The following is a 19,422-nucleotide window of genomic DNA, read 5'->3' on the forward strand; positions in this document are numbered from 1 at the left end:
ACCCGTCCGGTGGGGGCGGGCAGGGCACGGACGGCGGCCGTCAGCCGGCCGACGGGGCCGCCAGCAGCACGACTCGGTCGGCTTCGACGTCGAACCCGAGGACCGGGTGGCGTCGGTCCACGTCGCCCTCGGGTGTCATCACCACCGGCTTGCCCAGCCGACGTCCGAGGGCACGAAGGAATCCGCAGAGCACGTCCAGCCGCTCCTGGCCCTGGAGTTCTCGCAGGTCCACGTCGAAGCCGATCTCGTCGGCCGACTCCATCCGGAAGATCGCCAGCACGTCCCGCGTCGGCCGGACGCGCAGGTCCGCGCAGTCGGCGTCGTCAGGCCGGGACAGGACCGCTTCGGCGCGCGGCAGCGGCATGACCGCGCCACCCTCGGCGTACTCGCTCCGCCAGCCGGTCTCCCCGACCAGGTCAAAGACCTTCTGCCAGTCCTCGACCGTGGTCTGTTCGATCCACACGTCAGGAAGGCGTCCCTCCCACTCGAGGTCGAAGAAGGGCTTCACGTCATCCCACTGCAGCTCGGACACCTGCCCATGCTGACCCCGTCACCGAGGCGTACGCACCTGGGTTTCCGCGCGCGGTTCGCCGCGGCCCTGGAGAGAGCGGCTCGCCGCGGGAGCGAGGTCGCCCGCAGGGGGTCGCTCCGGTGGGGGACGACCGGGGGGCGGGGGGTGCATAGCTTGGGCGGCATGGAGATTGAGGTGCGGGGGCTGCGGAAGCGGTACGGGGGGACGGCGGCGTTGGACGGGATGACGTTCGGGGTGAGGGAGGGGGAAGTGACGGGGTTTGTCGGGCCGAACGGGGCCGGGAAGTCGACGACGATGCGGGTGGTGCTGGGCCTTGACGAGGCGGACGAGGGGACGGCGTTGATCGGGGGGACGCCGTACGGGAAGCTGCGGGATCCGCTGCGGAAGGTGGGGGCGCTGCTGGACGCGGCGGCCCTCCAGCCGAGCAGGAGCGCGCGGAACCATCTGCTGTGGCTGGCGCACGCGCAGGGCCTGGGGGCGCGCCGGGTGGACGAGGTGATCGAGCAGGCGGGTCTGGGACCGGCGGGGCGGCGGAAGGCGTCGGGGTTCTCGCTGGGGATGCGGCAACGCCTGGGGATCGCGGCGGCCCTGCTCGGCGACCCGCAGGTGCTGATGCTGGACGAGCCGTTCAACGGGCTCGACCCCGAAGGCATCGCCTGGATGCGCGGCTTCCTCAAGTCGCTCGCCGCACAAGGCCGTTCCGTCCTGCTGTCGAGTCATCTCATGAGCGAGTTGCAGGACACGGCGGACCACCTCGTGGTGGTGGGCCGGGGCAAGGTCATCGCGGACACGAGCGTGAGCGAACTGATCGGGGCCGCGTCCGGCGACCGGGTGACGCTGCGGACGACGGCGCGCTCCGACGCGATGACGGTCCTGGCACGGGCCGGGGCGACCGTGGCGGCCATCGACCGCGAGACGCTGACCGTCGAGGGGCTCGCGCCCGAGGACGTCGTACGGCTGCTCGGCGGGAGCGGCGTGCCGTTCTCCGAAGTGTCGTCGCACCGGGCGACGTTGGAGGAGGCGTACATGGAACTCACCCGTGACGCCGTGGAGTTCCGGGCCGCCGAGCCCGTACGCCACGACCTCCCCGGTGGGGAGACGGCCCGGTGAGCGCCCCCGTCCTGCGTCAACTCCGCGCCGAATGGACCAAATTCCGCACGGTACGGGGCTGGGTGATCGGCCTCGCCGCCGCCGCGCTCGTGACCGTCGTCGTGGGCGTGCTCAGCGCGCAGACCTCGCACGCCACCTGCCCGGGCCAGCGTCCCGACCAGCCCTGCACGGGCCCGAGGGCGCCCGGCGGCCAGGCCGTGACGGACTCCTTCTACTTCGTGCACCGGACGCTCGCGGACCACGGCGGCCTCACCGTCCGCGTCACCTCACTGACCGGCTCTCCCGCCCCCTGGGCCAAAACCGGGATTCTCGTGAAGGCGGGCACCCAACAGGGCTCTTCCTACGCCGCGTTGATGGTGACGGCCGCCCACGGCGTCCGCCTCCAGCACGACTTCACGCACGACACGGCCGGCGCGCCCGGCGCCGTATCGGCCGCGTCCCCGCGCTGGCTGCGGCTGACCAGGTCGGGCGCCACGCTGACCGGTGAGGAGTCGACGGACGGTACGCACTGGACGGCGGTCGGAACGGCGCGGCTGACCGGGCTGCCGTCCGCCTCGGCCCCGGTCCAGGCGGGCCTGTTCACCACCTCTCCCCCGCTGACCGAGGCGTCCCGCCAGCGCTACGGCGGCGTGAACAGCACCGACCAGGCCACCCGCGCCACCGGCACCTTCGACCACGTCACCCTCAACGGCGGTGCCACCGAGGGCGCTTGGCGCGGCGAGCAGATCGGCGGCGACATCGCGGGCGAGACGGCAGGGCCCTCCGGCTACCGCGAACAGTCCGACGGCAGCTTCACCGTCTCCGGTACCGGCGACATCGCGCCGAACGTCGGCGGACCGTCCGCCGGCGGCGGCGAGACCATCGAGCGCAGCCTCCTCGGCACCTTCACCGGGCTGATCGTGGTGATCGTGATCGGTACGACGTTCATCACCGCCGAGTACCGGCGCGGGCTGATCCGTACCACTCTCACCGCGAGCCCCCGGCGCGGCCGTGCGCTGGCCGCGAAGGCCGTCGTCATCGGCGCCGTCACCTTCGCCGCCGCGCTGCCCGCCGCCGCCGCGGCCGTGCTCCTGGGCAAGTGGCTGGTCCGGCCGAACGGTTTCACCTTCCCGGTGACCGCGCTCACCCAGGTGCGGGTCATCGCGGGCACCGCCGCGCTTCTCGCGCTCTGCGCCGTGCTCGCCCTTGCCGTGGGCGCGGCCCTGCGCCGCAGCGTGGCCGCCGTGACGGCGGTCTTCGCCGCCACCGTCGTCCCCTACCTGCTCGCCACCGGCTCCGTCCTCCCCGAAGGACCGGCCCGCTGGCTGCTCAGGACCACCCCGGCCGCGGGCTTCGCGATCCAGCAGAACATGCCGCGCTACGGCTGGGTGGACAGCACGTACACCCCCGCGTTCGGCTACTTCCCGCTCCCGCCGTGGGGCGGACTCGCCGTCCTGGCCGCGTGGACGGCGGCGGCGCTCTGCGTGGCCTCGGTCCTGCTGCGGCGGAGGGACGTATGAAGCGCGCGCTGCACGCCGAGTGGACGAAGGCGAGGACGGTGCCCGGCACCGGGTGGCTGCTGCTCGCGGTGCTGACGCTGACGGTGCTGGTCAGCGCGCTCGCGGCCGGTACGGCGGACTGCACGGCGGCCGGGTGCCGCCAGGACGTGGCGAGGACGGCGCTGACCGGGATCTACGTCGGCCAGGCGGTCGTGGCGGTGCTGGCCGTGCTGACGATCAGCGGCGAGTACAGCAGCGGAATGATCCGGACGACGCTCACGGCGGTGCCCCGGCGGCACGTCGTACTGACCGCGAAGGCGCTCGTCCTCACCGGGCTGGTGCTGGTGACCGGGGCCGTCACCGTCGCGGGCTGCCTGGTGACGGCCCGGCTGCTGGTGCCGATCTCGCTGACTGACGGGTCCGTGCTGCGGGCGGCGGCCGGTTCCGTGCTGTACCTCGCCCTGATCGCGCTGCTCAGCCTGGGCGCGGCGACGGCGGTACGGGACTCGGCCGCCGCCGTGGCGGTCGTGCTCGGCCTGCTCTACGCGCTGCCGCTGGTCGCCCAACTCGTCACCGACCAGGACTGGCAGCGGCGGCTCCAGCGGGTCGAGCCGATGACGGCCGGGCTGGGCGTCCAGGCCACGGTCGACGTGGGCGCGCTGCCGCTGCCGCCGTGGGCGGGGCTCGGGGTGCTGGCCGCGTGGGCGGCGGCGGCCCTGCTCGGGGGCGGGGTGCTGCTGCGGGGACGGAACGCGTGACGGAGCAGGGGGCCGCGCTCCTCACAGGGCGGGCAGGTGCAGGCGGCCCCGGCCCTCCCGCACGTGGGGCAGGACGGTCGGGTCGCCGACCAGCGCACCGTCCAGGTCCGTCGTCACGCGCAGGGCGTGTTTGCCGAGGTAGACGGGGCCCGGCTCGGGCTCGTCGCGGTAGAGGACGAAGCCGGTGACGCGGTCGACGCGGTTCGGGAGCAGCCGCCACACGCCGGTCGCGGAACACACCGTCGCCTCCGGGACCGCCTCGGCCAGCCACGCGGCGGCGCTCGCCTCCACGGCGGCGGCGAAGCGCTGGCTGTCGTCGAAGGGGCGGACGAGGTCGAGGCGCCCCGAGCCGGGGACGGGGACGCCGTCGCGCCATTCGAACCAGGCGCGGTAGTACGGGCGTTGGCCGGACAGAGCGGCGAGCCGCCGCCTCGCGGTCACCCGCAGCAGCGTCGGGGCGCTCGGGTCCCGCTCCTTCAGGCCCGCCACCAGGTCGGGGTGGGCGATCAGTACGGTCGTGGGCGTGGCGCCGGACCAGCGGGTCAGGCACGCGGCGATACGGGTGAGGAGGTCGTCGACCGTTCCGTTCCGGGGGTCGGCCGCGATCCACGGCTCGGCGACGACGTTGCCGAGGGCGTACACCTCGTAACCGCCTGCGCGGAACGCCGCGTCGAGGCCGCGCCAGGTCCGCGCCCGGTCCAGGGCGTCCGCCACCGCCTTCCGCAGCTCGTCCTCTTCCGGCTCCGCCCGGTCCACCCTCAGCCGCACGACGGCGTCCGGGTCGTCCGTCACCCGGAACATCACCTCGGCGCCGCCGGCCGCGGGGAAGCGGGAACGCGCGCCGTAGACGGCCAGTCGGCCGGGGAAGAGGCGGTCGCCCATGCGGGCCGCCGTGCGGCGGTGCCGCCGCGTGCCGAGCAGACCTGTCGCCGCTCCGAGCAGCATCACCAACCACAGCACGGGGGGCTCCTTTCGCCTACCCCGACGCTAGCCGTCCGCCTCCGGCGCGGGCCTGAGCATCCGTACTCATCCTTCCCGGGGCGCGGCCCCGTGCGGTTCCTCTGCTGTGGGGCGGTTCGCCGATCTTTTGAGGGGCGCGGGGAACCGCGCGCTCAGCCGCCGACGGTGGCGCGGCCTTTTGAAGACCGGCGCCAGCGGGGCAGATGCCGCTGTCTTCGGGCTGACAGCCCGGTGGGGGCTGGTCGCGCGGTTCCCCGCGCCCCCGAGAACAAGGCCCTGCGCTGCGGCAGCGCACGTTCCCCGCGCCCCGGAGGGGGTCAGCAGCCGCCGCAGGTGTAGAAGAGGGCGTCCCAGTGGCTGCCCTCGTCGGCGTAGATGTTGCCGGAGGCAGCCTGGTACTGGGGGTAGCCGTCACCGCGGAGACCGATGTAGGTGAAGGCGCTGTGGATGTAGTTGGTGATGCAGGTGTTCTTGCCGAAGTCGAGCTTGTAGCCGTTCCAGTGGGAGTACGTGCCGCTGGCGTGGCCGGTCTCGGTGCCGCCGGTGATGTTGAGGGCGCAGCCGCTGGCGTGCTTGAGGGTGACGGCGCCCTGGGCGGTGGTGAGGTTGAGCTGGTCGAAGGACGTACACGTCGAGACGTTGCGGTTGGAGCAGCCGCCGGAGGACGACCAGGTGATGCCCGCGCCGCTGAACATGCTCGTCGCCTGGGCGTGGGTGAGCTTGGTGACGGCGAACGCGTCGGTGGAGCTGGCCAGTCCGATGCCGGGGGCGAACACCGCGGTGAGGACGAGAGTCAGGACACTGAGCACGGATCGGGCGCGCAGACGTAGCGTCATGCGATTCCTCCTGCTGTTTCCGCTGGGGTGGGTGGTGTGCGGGTGACCGGTGTGCAGGTGGCGCAGGAGGAGTGTGCCCGAGCTCTACGCGCGTCCGCCAGTGTCCGCACATGAACGGTCCCGGTCGCGGGGAACACGACCGGGACCCGGAGCACGGCAAAGACCGGTAAAGGCCGGTATACGGCCCGCGAGGGGTGACGCCCAGGGGGCGAAATCCCGCTACTGCTCCTGGGGTTCGAGGCCCGCGCGCAGCAGCCCGTACGTGTACGCGTCGTCAAGTGCCGCCCAGGACGCGGCGATCACGTTGTCCGCGACGCCGACCGTGGACCACTCGGCGGCGCCGTCCGTGGTGGTGATCAGGACGCGGGTGGTGGAGTCGGTGCCCGAACGGCCTTCGAGGATACGGACCTTGTAGTCGACCAGCGCGAAGGCGGCGAGCTGCGGGTAGATCCGGCCGAGGGCCGCGAGCAGGGCGCGGTCCAGGGCGTTGACCGGGCCGTTGCCCTCGGCGGTGGCGACGATGCGCTCGCCCTTGGCCCACATCTTCACCGTCGCCTCGTTGGCGTGGGTGCCGTCGGGGCGGTCCTCGGTGATGACGCGCCAGGACTCGGTGCGGAAGAAGCGGCGCGGGCCGCCGTTCTCAGCGCGTTCCAGCTCCTCGCGCAGCAGCAGCGCGAACGACGCGTCGGCGGCCTCGTAGGTGTAGCCCTTCAGCTCGCGTTCCTTGACGCGCGCGACGACCCGGCCGACCAGCTCGCGGTCGCCGCCGAGGTCGATGCCGAGTTCCTTGCCCTTGAGCTCGATGGAGGCGCGGCCCGCCATGTCGGAGACCAGCATCCGCATCGTGTTGCCGACCTGCTCGGGGTCGATGTGCTGGTAGAGGTCGGGGTCGACCTTGATCGCGGAGGCGTGCAGACCGGCCTTGTGCGCGAAGGCGGAGACGCCGACGTAGGGCTGGTGGGTGGAGGGCGGCAGGTTGACGACCTCGGCGATGGCGTGCGAGATGCGGGTCATCTCGCCGAGCGTGCCGGGCGGCAGGACGCGGCGGCCGTGCTTGAGCTCCAGCGCGGCGACCACCGGGAAGAGGTTGGAGTTGCCGACGCGCTCGCCGTAGCCGTTGGCGGTGCACTGGACGTGGGTGGCGCCCGCGTCCACGGCGGCCAGGGTGTTGGCGACCGCGCAGCCGGTGTCGTCCTGCGCGTGGATGCCCAGGCGCGCGCCGGTGTCGGCCAGGACCAGCCCGGTGACGGCCTGGACCTGGGCGGGCAGCATCCCGCCGTTGGTGTCGCACAGGACGACGACGGACGCGCCCGCCTCGTGCGCGGCCCGTACGACGGCGGTGGCGTAGGCGGCGTTCGCCTTGTAGCCGTCGAAGAAGTGCTCGCAGTCGACGAAGACGCGGCGCCCCTGGGCGACGAGGTGGGAGACGGTGTCCGTCACCATCGCCAGGTTCTCTTCGAGAGTGGTGCGCAGGGCCAGTTCCACATGCCGGTCGTGGGACTTGGCGACCAGGGTGATCACCGGGGCGCCGGAGTCCAGCAGGGCCTTGACCTGCGGGTCCTGCGCGGCGACCGCGTTGGGGCGGCGGGTGGCGCCGAAGGCCACCAGCGTCGCGTGTTTCAGGTCCAGTTCGGTGGCGGCTCGGGCGAAGAACTCGGTGTCGCGGGGATTGGCGCCGGGCCAGCCGCCCTCGATGAACCCCACTCCGAAGTCGTCCAGGTGCCGGGCGATCGTCAGCTTGTCGGCGACGGTGAGGTTGATTCCCTCGCGCTGGGCGCCGTCGCGCAGCGTGGTGTCGAAGACGTGGAAGCTGTCGTCCAGTTCGGCGGTCATGGCTGTCGTAACTCCTGTCGGGTGAGTGGGTTCCCGTCCGGACATGCGGATATCGGGAGGATCCAGCTCCACTTGCCCCCATCGTCCCTCGCGCCCCGCCTCCCGGCGGTGGTGGGCCGGAAAACGAAAAAACCTCTCGCGGATGCGAGAGGTCTGCACGCGGGTCTGGGCGGGTGACGCTCCCCTGTGGTCAGGGGATCAGTCACTGCGGACCGGCGTGCCTGCGGCCAATAATCACGTTGGCGTACGGGTGCACGTTGGCAGTGTGCCACAAACCGGCCCGCTCGGGACGCCGGTCTCACCATTCGGTCGCTTCCCTGGTGGGCGGCGCCTCGCGGTCCGACGCGCCGCCCCTGCCCGCGCTCAGCCGCCCAGCGGGTGCATCCAGCCGTACGGGTCGGCGGCCCGGCCGCCCTGGATGTCGAGAAGCGCCTCCCGTAGGCGCATGGTGACCGCGCCGGGTGCGCCGTCGGCCACCGGCCAGCTCGCGCGGGTGGACTTGACGGACCCGACCGGAGTGATCACGGCGGCGGTGCCGCACGCGAAGACCTCGGTGAGGGTGCCGTCGGCGGCGTCCCGCTTCCAGTCGTCCACGGAGATCCGGCCCTCGCCGACCTCGTAGCCGAGGTCCGCGGCGATGGTGAGGAGGGAGTCGCGCGTGATGCCCGGCAGGAGGGAGCCGGACAGCTCGGGGGTGACGATGCGGTTGCCGTACACGAAGTACAGGTTCATGCCGCCCATCTCCTCGATCCAGCGGCGCTCGATCGCGTCGAGCCAGACCACCTGGTCGCAGCCGTGCTCGATGGCCTGGGCCTGGGCGACGAGGGAGGCGGCGTAGTTGCCGCCCGCCTTCGCGGCGCCGGTGCCGCCGGGCGCGGCGCGCACGTACTCCTCGGACAGCCACACCGAGACCGGCTTGACGCCGCCGGAGAAGTAGGAACCGGCCGGGGAGGCGATCACCAGGAAGAGGTACTCGTTGGCCGGGCGCACCCCGAGGCCGACCTCGGTGGCGATCATGAAGGGCCGCAGGTACAGGGACGCCTCGCCCGCGTCCGGCACCCACGCCTTCTCCTGCCTGACCAGCACGTCGCACGCCTCGATGAAGGTCTCGACCGGCAGCTCGGGCATCGACAGGCGGCGCGCGGAGGACTGGAAGCGCCGCGCGTTGGCCTCGGGCCTGAAGGTGGCCACGGTGCCGTCGGGCTGGCGGTACGCCTTCAGGCCCTCGAAGATCGTCTGCGCGTAGTGCAGCGTCATGTTCGCCGGGTCGATCGAGAGCGGGGCGTACGGCACGAGCTGGGCGTCGTGCCAGCCGCGGCCCTCGGTCCACTTGATGGTGACCATGTGGTCGGTGAAGTACCGCCCGAAGCCGGGGTCGGCCAGGATCGCCTCGCGCTCGGCGGCGGCCAGCGGGTGGGCGGAGGGCTTCAGCTCGATCGTGGGTGTCGTCATGTCCGTGTCCTTCGCCGTGTTCGCTGTCGTTCGCCGTCGTTCGCCGTCGTGCGCTGGCGGGTGATGTCAGCGCAGGTCAGCCGTTGTCGTTCGCCGTCGTGGCGGCGGGGACACCGGGACAGGTCCTAGGACGTCCGAGCATCCGGTCGCACCGCGGCCCCACCGCCGATTATCGCAGCGGTGGGGCCGGGTACCTACAGGTGGGGCCGGGGCAGCCCCTGGCCTCGAGGTCGGACCGCCGCGTCAGGCGGATACCCGGGCGGCCAGCGCGTCGCCGATCGCGACCGTGCTGCGGGCGGGCTGTCCGGTGCGCTCGGACAGGTCGGCCTGGACGGCGGCGTCGATCCGCTCGGCCTCGGCCTCGTAACCGAGGTGCCGCAGGAGCAGGGCGACCGAGAGCACGGTGGCGGTCGGGTCGGCCTTGGACTGGCCCGCGATGTCGGGCGCGGAGCCGTGCACCGGCTCGAACATCGAGGGGAAGTCGCGGCTGGGGTTGATGTTGCCGCTGGCGGCCACGCCGATGCCGCCGGAGACGGCCGCGGCCAGGTCGGTGATGATGTCGCCGAAGAGGTTGTCGGTGACGATCACGTCGAACCGCTCGGGCTGCGTGACGAGGAAGATCGTCGCCGCGTCCACGTGCAGGTAGTCGGTGCTGACCTCGGGGAACTCGGCGCCGACCTGCTCGAAGATCCGGGTCCACAGGTGGCCCGCGTGCACGAGCACGTTGTTCTTGTGCACGAGCGTGAGCTTCTTGCGGGGGCGGGCCTGGGCGCGGGCGTACGCGTCGCGCACCACGCGCTCGATGCCGAAGGCGGTGTTCAGGCTGACCTCGGTGGCCACCTCGTGCTCGGTGCCGGTCCTGATCGAGCCGCCGTTGCCGGTGTACGGGCCCTCGGTGCCCTCGCGGACCACGACGAAGTCGATCTCCGGGGTGCCCGCGAGCGGCGAGGCGACACCGGGGAACAGCTTGCTCGGCCGCAGGTTCACATGGTGGTCGAAGGCGAAGCGGAGCTTGAGCAGGAAGCCGCGCTCCAGCACGCCCGACGGCACCGACGGGTCGCCGATCGCGCCCAGCAGGATCGCGTCGTGCGCCTTGAGCCGGCCGAGGTCGTCGTCGGTCAGCGTCTGACCGGTGGCGTGGTAGCGCTTCGCGCCGAAGTCGAACTCCTCCGTCTCCAGCTTGACGTCCTGCGGAAGCACGGCGGCGAGGACCTTGAGGCCCTCCGTCACGACTTCCTGGCCGATTCCGTCACCGGGGATCACTGCGAGGCTGATGCTGCGAGACATGCCGTGCACCCTACTCCGCGTCCCAGCCCCTGACACGGCGTGTCCGCATGCCGGACGACCGGAGGTATCCGGCATCCTGGGCGTCAGCCGGTCGCCACGCCGCGTTCACCGCGCGGACGGACGCCAGTCGGGCCACGGTAGGACGGCGCTGGGAGATTGCGCGTCATGGACACACCACAGATGGGTATCGACGCCAGGCTCGCCGGTCGGATGAGCATGGCGGAGCAGCACGAATACCTGCGCGCCAAGCTGACCCGCCGCCGGGTCATCGGCGGCAGTGTCGCGGCCGCGGGCACGATCGCCGCCTCCGGCCTCCTCAGCGGCGTCGCCGCCGCGAGCACCCCGAGCCCCGGCGCGGGCCCGACGCTGCTCGGCCGGCCCGCCACCGGGCACCACGTCGACGGCGCGCTGGTCGCCCCGTTCGGCCGCCACCTCGCCTTCGGCCCCGACCCGAAGACCCAGTTCCGGGTCTCCTGGCAGGTGCCGCTCGCGGTCCGCAGGCCGTTCCTGCGGGTCGGTCTCCAGCCCTGGTCGCTCAGCCACAAGATCGAGGCGGAGGTGCGGGCGCTGCACACCCCGCAGCTCCTCAACAGCAAGCTGCCGCCGGTCGACCAGTTCTACCTGCACGTGGCGCTGGACAAGCTGCGTCCCGACACCACCTACTACTACGGCGTCGGCCACGAGGGCTTCGACCCGGCGGACGCCGCCGCCTTCGCGACCGTGGGTTCCTTCACCACCGCTCCCTCGCAGAGCAAGCGGAAGCGCTTCACCTTCACCGCCTTCGGCGACCAGGGCGTCAGCTACCACGCGCTGGCCAACGACTCGCTGATCCTGGCCCGCAACCCGGCCTTCCACCTGCACGCGGGTGACATCTGCTACGCCGACCCGGACGGCGCGGGCCTGCCCGCGGACGGCGCGGACTACGACGCGCGCACCTGGGACTCCTTCCTCGCGCAGACCGAGTCGGTGGCCGCGCGGGTGCCGTGGATGGTGACCACCGGCAACCACGACATGGAGGCCTGGTACTCGCCCAACGGCTACGGCGGCCAGGAGGCCCGCTGGGCGCTGCCCGGCAACGGCCACGACCCGAAGAACCAGCCGGGCTCGTACTCCTTCGTCTACGGCAACACCGCGGTGATCGCGCTGGACGCCAACGACGTCTCGTACGAGATCCCGGCCAACTACGGGATCACCGGCGGCAAGCAGACCGCGTGGCTGGACCGGACGCTCGGCCAGTACCGCAAGCAGCACGGCATCGACTTCCTGGTGGTCTTCTTCCACCACTGCGCGTACTCGACCACCAACGCGCACGCCTCGGACGGCGGTGTGCAGGCGCAGTGGGTGCCGCTGTTCGAGAAGCACCGGGTGGACCTGGTGATCAACGGCCACAACCACGTGTACGAGCGGACCGACGCGATCCGCGGCGGGCAGGTGTCCCGGCAGGTGGCGATCGGTGCGACGACCCGGCCGGAGACGGACGGCGTCGTCTATGTGACCGCGGGCGGCGCGGGCCGCAGCCTGTACGACTTCCCGGCGCCGGACTCGGTGGAGGGCGCGGAGCACCACGTGGACTCGGTCACGACGTGGCACTCCGCGAAGGGCGGCGGCAAGGTCGCCGACACCGTCGAGTGGTCGCGGGTCCGCTACACCGGCTACTCGTTCATCTCCGTGGACGTCGAGCCCGCGCGGCCGGGGCGGGAGTCGACCCTGACCGTGTCCGCGCTGGCGGAGACGGGTGCGCGGATCGACCACTTCACGGTGGCGCGGCGCGCGCGGTAGGGCCGGAACCGTGAGACCGGTGGTGTGGAGCCGGTCTCATGAGGCCGGGCCACGGGGCCGGCCGCGGGCCGCGCGCCGCTCGTGCGGGGTGCGGTCAGCGGGCCTCGTGGCCCGTGCTGCCGCCGTTGTCGCGGCGGTCCATGCTGCGCTGGAGGGCGCGGAGGGCGTTCTGGCGGGCGGTCTCGTCCATGGTGATCAACTCCAGGGAAAACTTGAGGAGATGGATGGCGGTCGCCACGGAACGGGGCGGGGAGCGGGCGCCGCGGGGGTGACCCGCGCGAAGGGCGCTGCTCGCATCCGCCGCTCGCTCGATGGAGCGAGACGTTCGGCTTCTTACAAAGTTAGGTCAGCGTGGCCGTCCTGTCGCCACAATTACTCGGACTTCCTACTATCTGAGACGACCGTCACCCATGAGGAGGCCCCCGCCACCGGATGGGGACCGGTGACGGGGGCCGCTGAGGGCAGGGCGTGGTCAGCCCTGGTGCGGGTAGCGGTAGTCCGTCGGCGGGACCAGCGTCTCCTTGATGGAGCGCGTGGACGTCCAGCGCAGCAGATTCTGCGCGGCGCCCGCCTTGTCGTTGGTGCCCGACGCCCGGCCGCCGCCGAACGGCTGCTGGCCGACGACGGCGCCGGTCGACTTGTCGTTGATGTAGAAGTTGCCCGCGGCGAACCGCAGCTTCTCCATCACGTCGGCCACCGCGGCCCGGTCCTGCGCGATGACCGAGCCGGTCAGGCCGTACGCCGAGACCGACTCCATCTGCGCGAGCATCGTCTCGAAGTCGGCGTCCTCGTAGACGTACACACCGAGCACCGGGCCGAAGTACTCCTCGCGGAAGATCTCGTTGTCCGGGTCGGTGGAGACCAGGACGGTCGGGCGGATGAAGTACCCGACCGAGTCGTCGTACGTGCCGCCCGCGACGACCTCGATCGTCGGGTCGGCCTTGGCGCGGTCGATGGCGGCCTTGTTCTTGGCGAAGGACCGCTCGTCGATGACGGCGCCGAGGAAGTTGGACAGGTCGGTGACGTCGCCCATGGTGATGCCGTCGACCTCGGCCGCGAACTCCTCCTTGAAGCCGCCGTCCCAGATCGAGCGCGGGATGTAGGCGCGGGAGGAGGCCGAGCACTTCTGGCCCTGGTACTCGAAGGAGCCGCGGGTCAGCGCGGTCTTCAGGATCGCGGGGTCGGCGGACGGGTGCGCGACCACGAAGTCCTTGCCGCCGGTCTCGCCGACGATCCGGGGGTAGGACTTGTAGCCCTCGATGTGCTCGCCGACCGTGCGCCACAGGTGCTGGAAGGTCTTGGTGGAGCCGGTGAAGTGGATACCGGCGAGGTCCGGGTGGGTCAGGGCGACCTCGGAGACGGCGATGCCGTTGCCGGTCACCAGGTTGATGACGCCGTCGGGCAGCCCGGCCTCGCGCAGCACCTTCATCAGCAGGACGGCCGAGTGGGTCTGCGTCGGCGACGGCTTCCACACCACGACGTTGCCCATCAGGGCGGGCGCGGTGGGCAGATTGCCCGCGATGGCCGTGAAGTTGAACGGCGTGATCGCGTAGACGAAGCCTTCGAGCGGGCGGTGGTCGAGGCGGTTCCAGACGCCGGGGGCGTTGGCGACCGGCTGCTCGGCGAGGATCTGCCGCGCGAAGTGGACGTTGAACCGCCAGAAGTCGACCAGTTCGCAGGGGCTGTCGATCTCGGCCTGCTGGGCGGTCTTGCCCTGGCCGAGCATCGTGGAGGCCACGATCGTCTCGCGCCAGGGTCCGGCGAGCAGTTCCGCGGCGCGCAGGATGATCGCGGCGCGGTCGTCGAAGGCCATCGCGCGCCAGGCGGGGGCGGCGGCCAGCGCGGCGTCGACCGCGTCCTGCGCGTCCTGCGCGGTGGCCTCGGCGTAGCTGCCGAGCACGGCGCCGTGGTTGTGCGGCTGCACGACGTCGGAGCGCTCGCCGCCGCCCATGCGCTGCTCGCCGCCGATGAACATCGGCAGGTCGACGGGGTTGCCCGCCAGTTCCTTGAGCTTCGCCTCCAGACGGGCGCGCTCCGGACTGCCCGGCGCGTACGAGTGCACCGGCTCGTTGACCGGCGCGGGAACCTGGGTCACGGCGTCCATGAAGCGTTTCTCCTTCGGTGAAGAAAGGGGGATCAGCGGGCGGGAGTCGACGGGCGGATCAGGGGCCCGGGACCGGCGGGCCGGATCAGCGGGCGGGGAGGAAGGAGCGGAGGAAGAAGGCGAGGTTCGCCGGGCGCTCCGCGAGGCGGCGCATGAAGTATCCGTACCAGTCTGCGCCGTACGGCACATAGATGCGCATACGTTCGCCTTCGTCCGCGAGCCGCCGCTGCTCCGCGGCCCGGATGCCGTACAGCATCTGGAACTCGTACGACCCGGCCAGCCGGTGGTTGCGCGCCGCCAGGTCCTGAGCGATGGCGATCATGCGCGGGTCGTGCGAGCCGACCATCGGGTAGCCGTCGCCCGCGAAGAGGATGCGCAGCGCCCTGACGTACGCCTTGTCCACGTCGGCCTTGGCCTGGAAGGCGACCTCGGCGGGCTCCTTGTACGCGCCCTTGACCAGCCGTACGCGCGAGCCCGCGACCGCCAGCGCGCGGGCGTCGTCCTCGGTGCGGAAGAGATACGACTGGAGGACGGCGCCGGTGCCGGGGTGCTCGCGGCGCAGCTCGTGGAGTATCGCCAGCGTCGAGTCGACGGTGGTGTGGTCCTCCATGTCGAGGGTGACGGTGGTGCCGACCTCGGCGGCCAGTTCGGCGACCCGCCGTACGTTGGCCAGCGCGATGTCGTGGCCGCCGTCGGGCAGCGTCTGGCCGAAGGCGGACAGCTTCACCGACACCTCGGCGCGGCTGCCGAGGCCGTCGTTCCGCAGCGCTTCCAGCAGCCGCAGATACGCGTCCCTGGTGGCCTGCGCGGTGGCCCGGTCGGTGACGTCCTCACCGAGGTGGTCGAGGGTGACGTCGAGGCCGGAGGCGGTCAGCGAACGCACGGTGTCCATCGCGGGGCGCAGTTCGTCGCCCGCGATGAAGCGGTTCACCACGGGACGGGTGACGGGTGCGGCGGCGACGACGCGGCGCATACGGTCGCTGCGCGAGGCGGCGAGCAACACGGGACCGAGCACGGTGGCTCCTCCGGGACGAGGGCGGTACGGGGGAACGGCCGTCCCCGGCCGTCGCCCCGAATCTAGGATTCGCCTACCCGTTGGACCAGCGACACCTGTCACGCATCAGGGTGTGGTCCCTCATACAGATGTATGAGGGAGAATGGACGAGTGCGTAGTGACTACGGCGGCAGCGGCGGTTTCAGTGGCTTCGGCGGCGATCTCCAGGAGCTGGTCGACGAGGTGTCGGCGCTGCTGGGGGCGCCCGCGACCTTGGAGGACCGGGACTTCCGGCTGATCGCCTTCGGCGTGCACGACGGTGACGACGGCGCGACGGACCCGGTGCGTACCCGGTCGATCCTCACGCGCGGCTCCACCACCGAGGTCCGCGCCTGGTTCGAGCAGTTCGGCATCACCCGCGCCACCGGGCCGGTACGGATTCCGGCCGCGCCCTCGGCGGGCGTCTTCCGCGGCAGACTCTGCCTGCCCGTGCGGCACGGCGGCGTGGTGCACGGCTACGTCTGGCTGCTGGACGAGGCCGAGCACACCGCCACCCAACTGGACGCGGCGATGGCGGTGGCCGCCAGGATCGGCGACCGGCTCGCGGTGACGGCCCGCGAGGGCGCGGGCACCGGCCGGGCGCTGCGCGACCTGCTGACCGCCCGCACCCGCGCCGCCCGCGACAACGCGGAGGACGCGCTGCGGACGGCGCTCGGCCCGGACGCCGACGAGCCGCACGCGCTGGTCTGCATCCGGCCGCCGTCCGGCGGCGAGGACGACCTGCCGGGGCCGCGGACGATCCCGTCGGCCGCCGCGCTCTGTTTCGTGCCGGGCCCGCGCGGCGACTGCGTCGCGCTGCTGGTGCGGCTGCGCACCGTACAACTGCTGGCCACGGCCAGGTCGGCGGCGGCGCGGGTGCTCGGGGAGGTGGCCTCGGAGGGCGCGGTGGCCGGGGTCAGCGACGGGCGCAAGTCGCTCGCGGAGCTGCCGGAGGCGTGGCGGGAGGCGGGGGACGCGGCGCGCGCCGCGCTCGCGCAGCCGCTGCACGGGCCGATCGCGAAGTGGTCGGGTATCGGCCCCTACCGTTTACTGACCGCGCTCCCGGCGGACGTCCCGCCGGACCCGGTGATCGCCCCCTTGCTCTCCCCCGCGCACCGCGAACTGGCCCACACCGCCGAGGCGTTCCTCGACAACGCCGGGCAGGCCGGCCGCACCGCCACCGCACTGGCCATCCACCGCCAGACCCTCTACTACCGGCTCTCGCGCATCGAGCAGTTGACCGGCCTCGACCTGGCCGACGGCGAGTCGCGGCTGCTGCTCCACATGGCCCTGAAGGCGGCACGCCTGTAGGGCGGCCGGACATACCGACGGCGCCGCCCCCCACACCCGGTGGGAGGCGGCGCCGTCGTACGCGTGCGGACCGTCAGTCCGTCAGGTTCACCGCGCGGGCGGACGTCGCGCCGATCTCCGCCGCGATGTCGCTGAGGACACCGGCCGGGATCGTGGAGTCGACGGTGAGGGCGACCAGCGCGTCGCCGCCGGCGGCGGCGCGGGCGACCTGCATACCGGCGATGTTGACGCCGACCTCGCCGAGGATGCGGCCGAGGGTGCCGACCACGCCGGGGCGGTCGGTGTAGCGCAGGAAGGCCATGTGGTCGGCGAGCACCAGGTCGGTGTCGACGTCGCCGACCGCGACGATCTTCTGGATGTTCTTCGGCCCGGCCAGCGTGCCGGAGACCGAGACCTCGGTGCCGTCGGCGAGCGTGCCGCGCACCGTCACCAGATTGCGGTGGTTGGGCGACTCGGAGCTGGTGGTGAGGCGGACCTCGACCCCGCGCTCCTGCGCGAACAGCGGCGCGTTGACGTAGGAGACCGTCTCGGCGACGACGTCCTCGAACACGCCCTTGAGCGCGCTGAGTTCCAGCACCTTCACGTCGTGCTGGGTGATCTCGCCGGAGACCTCGACGTCGAGGCGGGCCGCGACCTCCCCGGCCAGCGCGGTGAAGATCCGGCCGAGCTTCTCGGCGAGCGGCAGAGCGGGCTTGACGTCCTCGGCGATGACGCCGCCCTGGACGTTGACCGCGTCCGGGACCAGCTCACCGGCGAGCGCGAGGCGCACCGAGCGGGCGACGGCGATGCCCGCCTTCTCCTGCGCCTCGTCGGTGGAGGCGCCCAGGTGCGGGGTGGCCACCACGTTGTCGAACTGGAACAGCGGGGAGTCGGTGCACGGCTCCTTGCTGTATACGTCCAGACCCGCGCCCGCGACCCGGCCCTCCTTGAGCGCCGAGGCCAGCGCCTCCTCGTCCACGATCCCGCCGCGCGCGGCGTTCACGATCCGGACCGACGGCTTGACCTTGTGCAGCGCCTCGTCACCGATCAGGCCGAGCGTCTCGGGCGTCTTGGGCAGGTGCACGGTGATGAAGTCCGCGGCTTCGAGCAGCTCGTCCAGCGTGAGCAGCTTGACGCCCATCTGCGCGGCGCGCGCGGGCTGCACATAGGGGTCGTACGCGACGATGTTCATCCCGAAGGCGGACATCCGCTGGGCGACCAGCACGCCGATCCGGCCGAGGCCGACGACGCCGAGGGTCTTCTCGCTCAGCTCGACGCCGGTGTACTTGTTCCGCTTCCACTCGCCGTTCTTGAGCGCGGCGTTGGCCGGGGCGATGTTGCGCGCGGTGGCGATGATCAGACCGCAGGCCAGCTCGGCGGCGGTCACGATGTTGGAGGTCGGCGCGTTGACGACCATGACGCCGGCCTTGGTGGCGGCGGAGACGTCGACGTTGTCGAGGCCGACGCCCGCGCGGGCGACGACCCGGAGTTTGCTCGCGGCGGCTACGGCTTCCGCGTCGACCTTGGTGGCGCTGCGGATCAAGATGGCGTCGACATCGGTGATCGCGGACAGCAGGTCGGCTCGGTCCGCCCCGTTGCAGTGCCGGATCTCGAAGTCCGGGCCGAGCGCGTCCACCGTGGCGGGCGACAGCTCTTCTGCGATGAGTACGACAGGCTTCTGGCTCACGTGGTCCTCACTTGTCCTTCGTGGGCGGCCGGTCCCGCGGTCGCTCCAGGGAGGGAGGGGATGGCATGCCGCGTGGAAGACGCACGACGCTGTGAGCCTGACGCGCTTGTTAAGGCAGTGTATCGGCGCGTTGACGGGCACCCTACGCCTTGGTGTAAGGATCACCCGAAGGTGGTTGTACGCCACGGCCAAGGGGCTTCTCACCCGCCGGACAGACCCCTTGGCCCGCCCGGCGGCCGAGAGCCCCCGAGACCGCGTGAGGGGTGTTACGCCTCTTCGTCGACCCAGCTCATCAGCTTGCGCAGCTTGCGGCCGGTCGTCTCCAGCAGGTGGTCCTCGTCGGCCTTCTTGTACTCGTTGTACTTCGGCAGACCGGCGTTGTACTCGGCGATCCAGTTGTTGGCGAAGGTGCCGTCCTGGATCTCGCCGAGGATCTTCTTCATCTCGGCCTTGGTGTTCTCGTTGATGATCCGCGGGCCGGAGACGTAGTCGCCCCACTCGGCGGTCTCGGAGACCGACCAGCGCATCTTCTCCAGGCCGCCCTCGTACATGAGGTCCACGATCAGCTTCAGCTCGTGGAGGCACTCGAAGTACGCGATCTCCGGCTGGTAGCCCGCCTCGACCAGGGTCTCGAAGCCGGCCTTGACCAGTGCGGAGGTGCCGCCGCACAGGACCGCCTGCTCACCGAAGAGGTCGGTCTCGGTCTCCTCGGTGAAGGTGGTCTTGATGACGCCGGCGCGGGTGCCGCCGATGCCCTTGGCGTACGACAGGGCCAGCGGGAAGCCCTTGCCGGTGGCGTCCTGCTCGACGGCGGCGATGCAGGGCACGCCGCGGCCTTCCTCGTACTGACGGCGGACCAGGTGGCCGGGGCCCTTGGGGGCGACCATGCACACGTCGACACCGGCCGGCGGCTTGATGAAGCCGAACCGGATGTTGAGGCCGTGGCCGAAGAAGAGGGCGTCGCCGTCCTTCAGGTTGTCCTTGATGGACTCCTCGTAGACCTTGGCCTGGATCGGGTCCGGGACCAGGATCATGATCACGTCGGCCTCGGCGGCGGCCTCGGCCACCGACACCACGCGCAGGCCCTGCTCCTCGGCCACGGTCTTGGACTTGGAGCCCTCGTGCAGACCGACGCGCACGTCGACGCCCGAGTCACGCAGCGACAGCGCGTGGGCGTGGCCCTGGCTGCCGTATCCGATGACCGCGACCTTGCGGCCCTGGATGATGGACAGGTCGGCGTCGTCGTCGTAGAACAGCTCGGCCACTTCGGGTCTCTCCTTGGA

16 protein-coding genes are annotated in these 19,422 nt (G+C 71.9%); 5 read left to right on the forward strand and 11 right to left on the reverse strand.

All coding sequences use genetic code 11. The features are described from left to right. Positions 1 to 40: 40 nt before the first annotated feature. Positions 41 to 532: a hypothetical protein gene (locus ACIQCJ_RS07030; RefSeq protein ID WP_402710923.1), complete on the reverse strand. Its 492-nt coding sequence runs from the start codon at positions 530 to 532 to the stop codon at positions 41 to 43. A 162-nt stretch (positions 533 to 694) separates the two neighbouring features. Between ACIQCJ_RS07030 and ACIQCJ_RS07035 the strand changes: the two genes are divergently transcribed. From ACIQCJ_RS07035 to ACIQCJ_RS07045, 3 genes are read left to right on the forward strand one after another with little or no spacing between them, the layout of a single operon-like run. Continuing rightward, positions 695 to 1,642, forward strand: a complete 948-nt coding sequence (locus ACIQCJ_RS07035; RefSeq protein ID WP_402710924.1) for an ATP-binding cassette domain-containing protein — start codon at positions 695 to 697, stop codon at positions 1,640 to 1,642. Continuing rightward, entirely contained in the window at positions 1,639 to 3,141 is a 1,503-nt protein-coding gene (locus ACIQCJ_RS07040) for an ABC transporter permease subunit (RefSeq protein WP_402710925.1), read from the forward strand. The genes ACIQCJ_RS07035 and ACIQCJ_RS07040 overlap by 4 nt, the downstream gene beginning before the upstream one ends. Further along, positions 3,138 to 3,878, forward strand: a complete 741-nt coding sequence (locus ACIQCJ_RS07045) for an ABC transporter permease (protein WP_402710926.1) — start codon at positions 3,138 to 3,140, stop codon at positions 3,876 to 3,878. The genes ACIQCJ_RS07040 and ACIQCJ_RS07045 overlap by 4 nt, the downstream gene beginning before the upstream one ends. A gap of 21 nt (positions 3,879 to 3,899) precedes the next feature. On the opposite strand, the gene ACIQCJ_RS07050 is transcribed toward ACIQCJ_RS07045, so the two are convergent. From ACIQCJ_RS07050 to ACIQCJ_RS07070, 5 genes are all read right to left on the reverse strand, one after another. After that, positions 3,900 to 4,838 (reverse strand): hypothetical protein, encoded by a 939-nt coding sequence (locus ACIQCJ_RS07050; protein WP_402710927.1) that lies wholly within the window; start codon positions 4,836 to 4,838, stop codon positions 3,900 to 3,902. 317 nt (positions 4,839 to 5,155) lie between these two features. Further along, the gene (locus tag ACIQCJ_RS07055) at positions 5,156 to 5,674 is read right to left on the reverse strand and encodes a hypothetical protein (RefSeq protein ID WP_355348146.1); all 519 of its coding nucleotides are present in this window, start codon (positions 5,672 to 5,674) and stop codon (positions 5,156 to 5,158) included. A gap of 219 nt (positions 5,675 to 5,893) precedes the next feature. After that, complete coding sequence (gene cimA, locus ACIQCJ_RS07060) at positions 5,894 to 7,507, reverse strand: citramalate synthase (protein ID WP_355348143.1); 1,614 nt, start codon at positions 7,505 to 7,507, stop codon at positions 5,894 to 5,896. Between the two features lie 363 nt (positions 7,508 to 7,870). After that, positions 7,871 to 8,959, reverse strand: coding sequence for a branched-chain amino acid aminotransferase (locus ACIQCJ_RS07065; RefSeq protein ID WP_355348140.1), 1,089 nt, complete (start codon positions 8,957 to 8,959; stop codon positions 7,871 to 7,873). A gap of 243 nt (positions 8,960 to 9,202) precedes the next feature. Continuing rightward, positions 9,203 to 10,246 carry a 3-isopropylmalate dehydrogenase gene (locus ACIQCJ_RS07070; protein WP_391161487.1) on the reverse strand — a complete coding sequence of 348 codons (1,044 nt, stop codon included), beginning with the start codon at positions 10,244 to 10,246 and terminating at the stop codon, positions 9,203 to 9,205. A 165-nt stretch (positions 10,247 to 10,411) separates the two neighbouring features. Here ACIQCJ_RS07070 and ACIQCJ_RS07075 point away from each other — a divergent pair, with 165 nt between their 5' ends. Then, complete coding sequence (locus ACIQCJ_RS07075) at positions 10,412 to 12,025, forward strand: fibronectin type III domain-containing protein (protein ID WP_402710928.1); 1,614 nt, start codon at positions 10,412 to 10,414, stop codon at positions 12,023 to 12,025. Positions 12,026 to 12,119: 94 nt separating this feature from the next. On the opposite strand, the gene ACIQCJ_RS07080 is transcribed toward ACIQCJ_RS07075, so the two are convergent. From ACIQCJ_RS07080 to ACIQCJ_RS07090, 3 genes are all read right to left on the reverse strand, one after another. Continuing rightward, positions 12,120 to 12,263: a hypothetical protein gene (locus ACIQCJ_RS07080; protein ID WP_188284990.1), complete on the reverse strand. Its 144-nt coding sequence runs from the start codon at positions 12,261 to 12,263 to the stop codon at positions 12,120 to 12,122. 234 nt (positions 12,264 to 12,497) lie between these two features. Next, complete coding sequence (pruA, locus tag ACIQCJ_RS07085) at positions 12,498 to 14,129, reverse strand: L-glutamate gamma-semialdehyde dehydrogenase (RefSeq protein ID WP_355348131.1); 1,632 nt, start codon at positions 14,127 to 14,129, stop codon at positions 12,498 to 12,500. An 85-nt stretch (positions 14,130 to 14,214) separates the two neighbouring features. After that, positions 14,215 to 15,144, reverse strand: coding sequence for a proline dehydrogenase family protein (locus ACIQCJ_RS07090; RefSeq protein ID WP_402710929.1), 930 nt, complete (start codon positions 15,142 to 15,144; stop codon positions 14,215 to 14,217). 132 nt (positions 15,145 to 15,276) lie between these two features. Here ACIQCJ_RS07090 and ACIQCJ_RS07095 point away from each other — a divergent pair, with 132 nt between their 5' ends. Beyond that, positions 15,277 to 16,473, forward strand: coding sequence for a helix-turn-helix domain-containing protein (locus ACIQCJ_RS07095; RefSeq protein ID WP_355348126.1), 1,197 nt, complete (start codon positions 15,277 to 15,279; stop codon positions 16,471 to 16,473). A 73-nt stretch (positions 16,474 to 16,546) separates the two neighbouring features. On the opposite strand, the gene serA is transcribed toward ACIQCJ_RS07095, so the two are convergent. Further along, positions 16,547 to 18,139 carry a phosphoglycerate dehydrogenase gene (gene serA / locus ACIQCJ_RS07100; protein WP_355348123.1) on the reverse strand — a complete coding sequence of 531 codons (1,593 nt, stop codon included), beginning with the start codon at positions 18,137 to 18,139 and terminating at the stop codon, positions 16,547 to 16,549. A gap of 266 nt (positions 18,140 to 18,405) precedes the next feature. Beyond that, a complete protein-coding gene (ilvC, locus tag ACIQCJ_RS07105; RefSeq protein WP_355348120.1) occupies positions 18,406 to 19,404 on the reverse strand; it encodes a ketol-acid reductoisomerase in 999 nt (332 codons plus the stop codon). Positions 19,405 to 19,422 lie beyond the last annotated feature (18 nt).

Source organism: Streptomyces sp. NPDC093221, from assembly GCF_044753885.1.
In the GTDB taxonomy this organism is placed as follows: domain Bacteria; phylum Actinomycetota; class Actinomycetes; order Streptomycetales; family Streptomycetaceae; genus Actinacidiphila.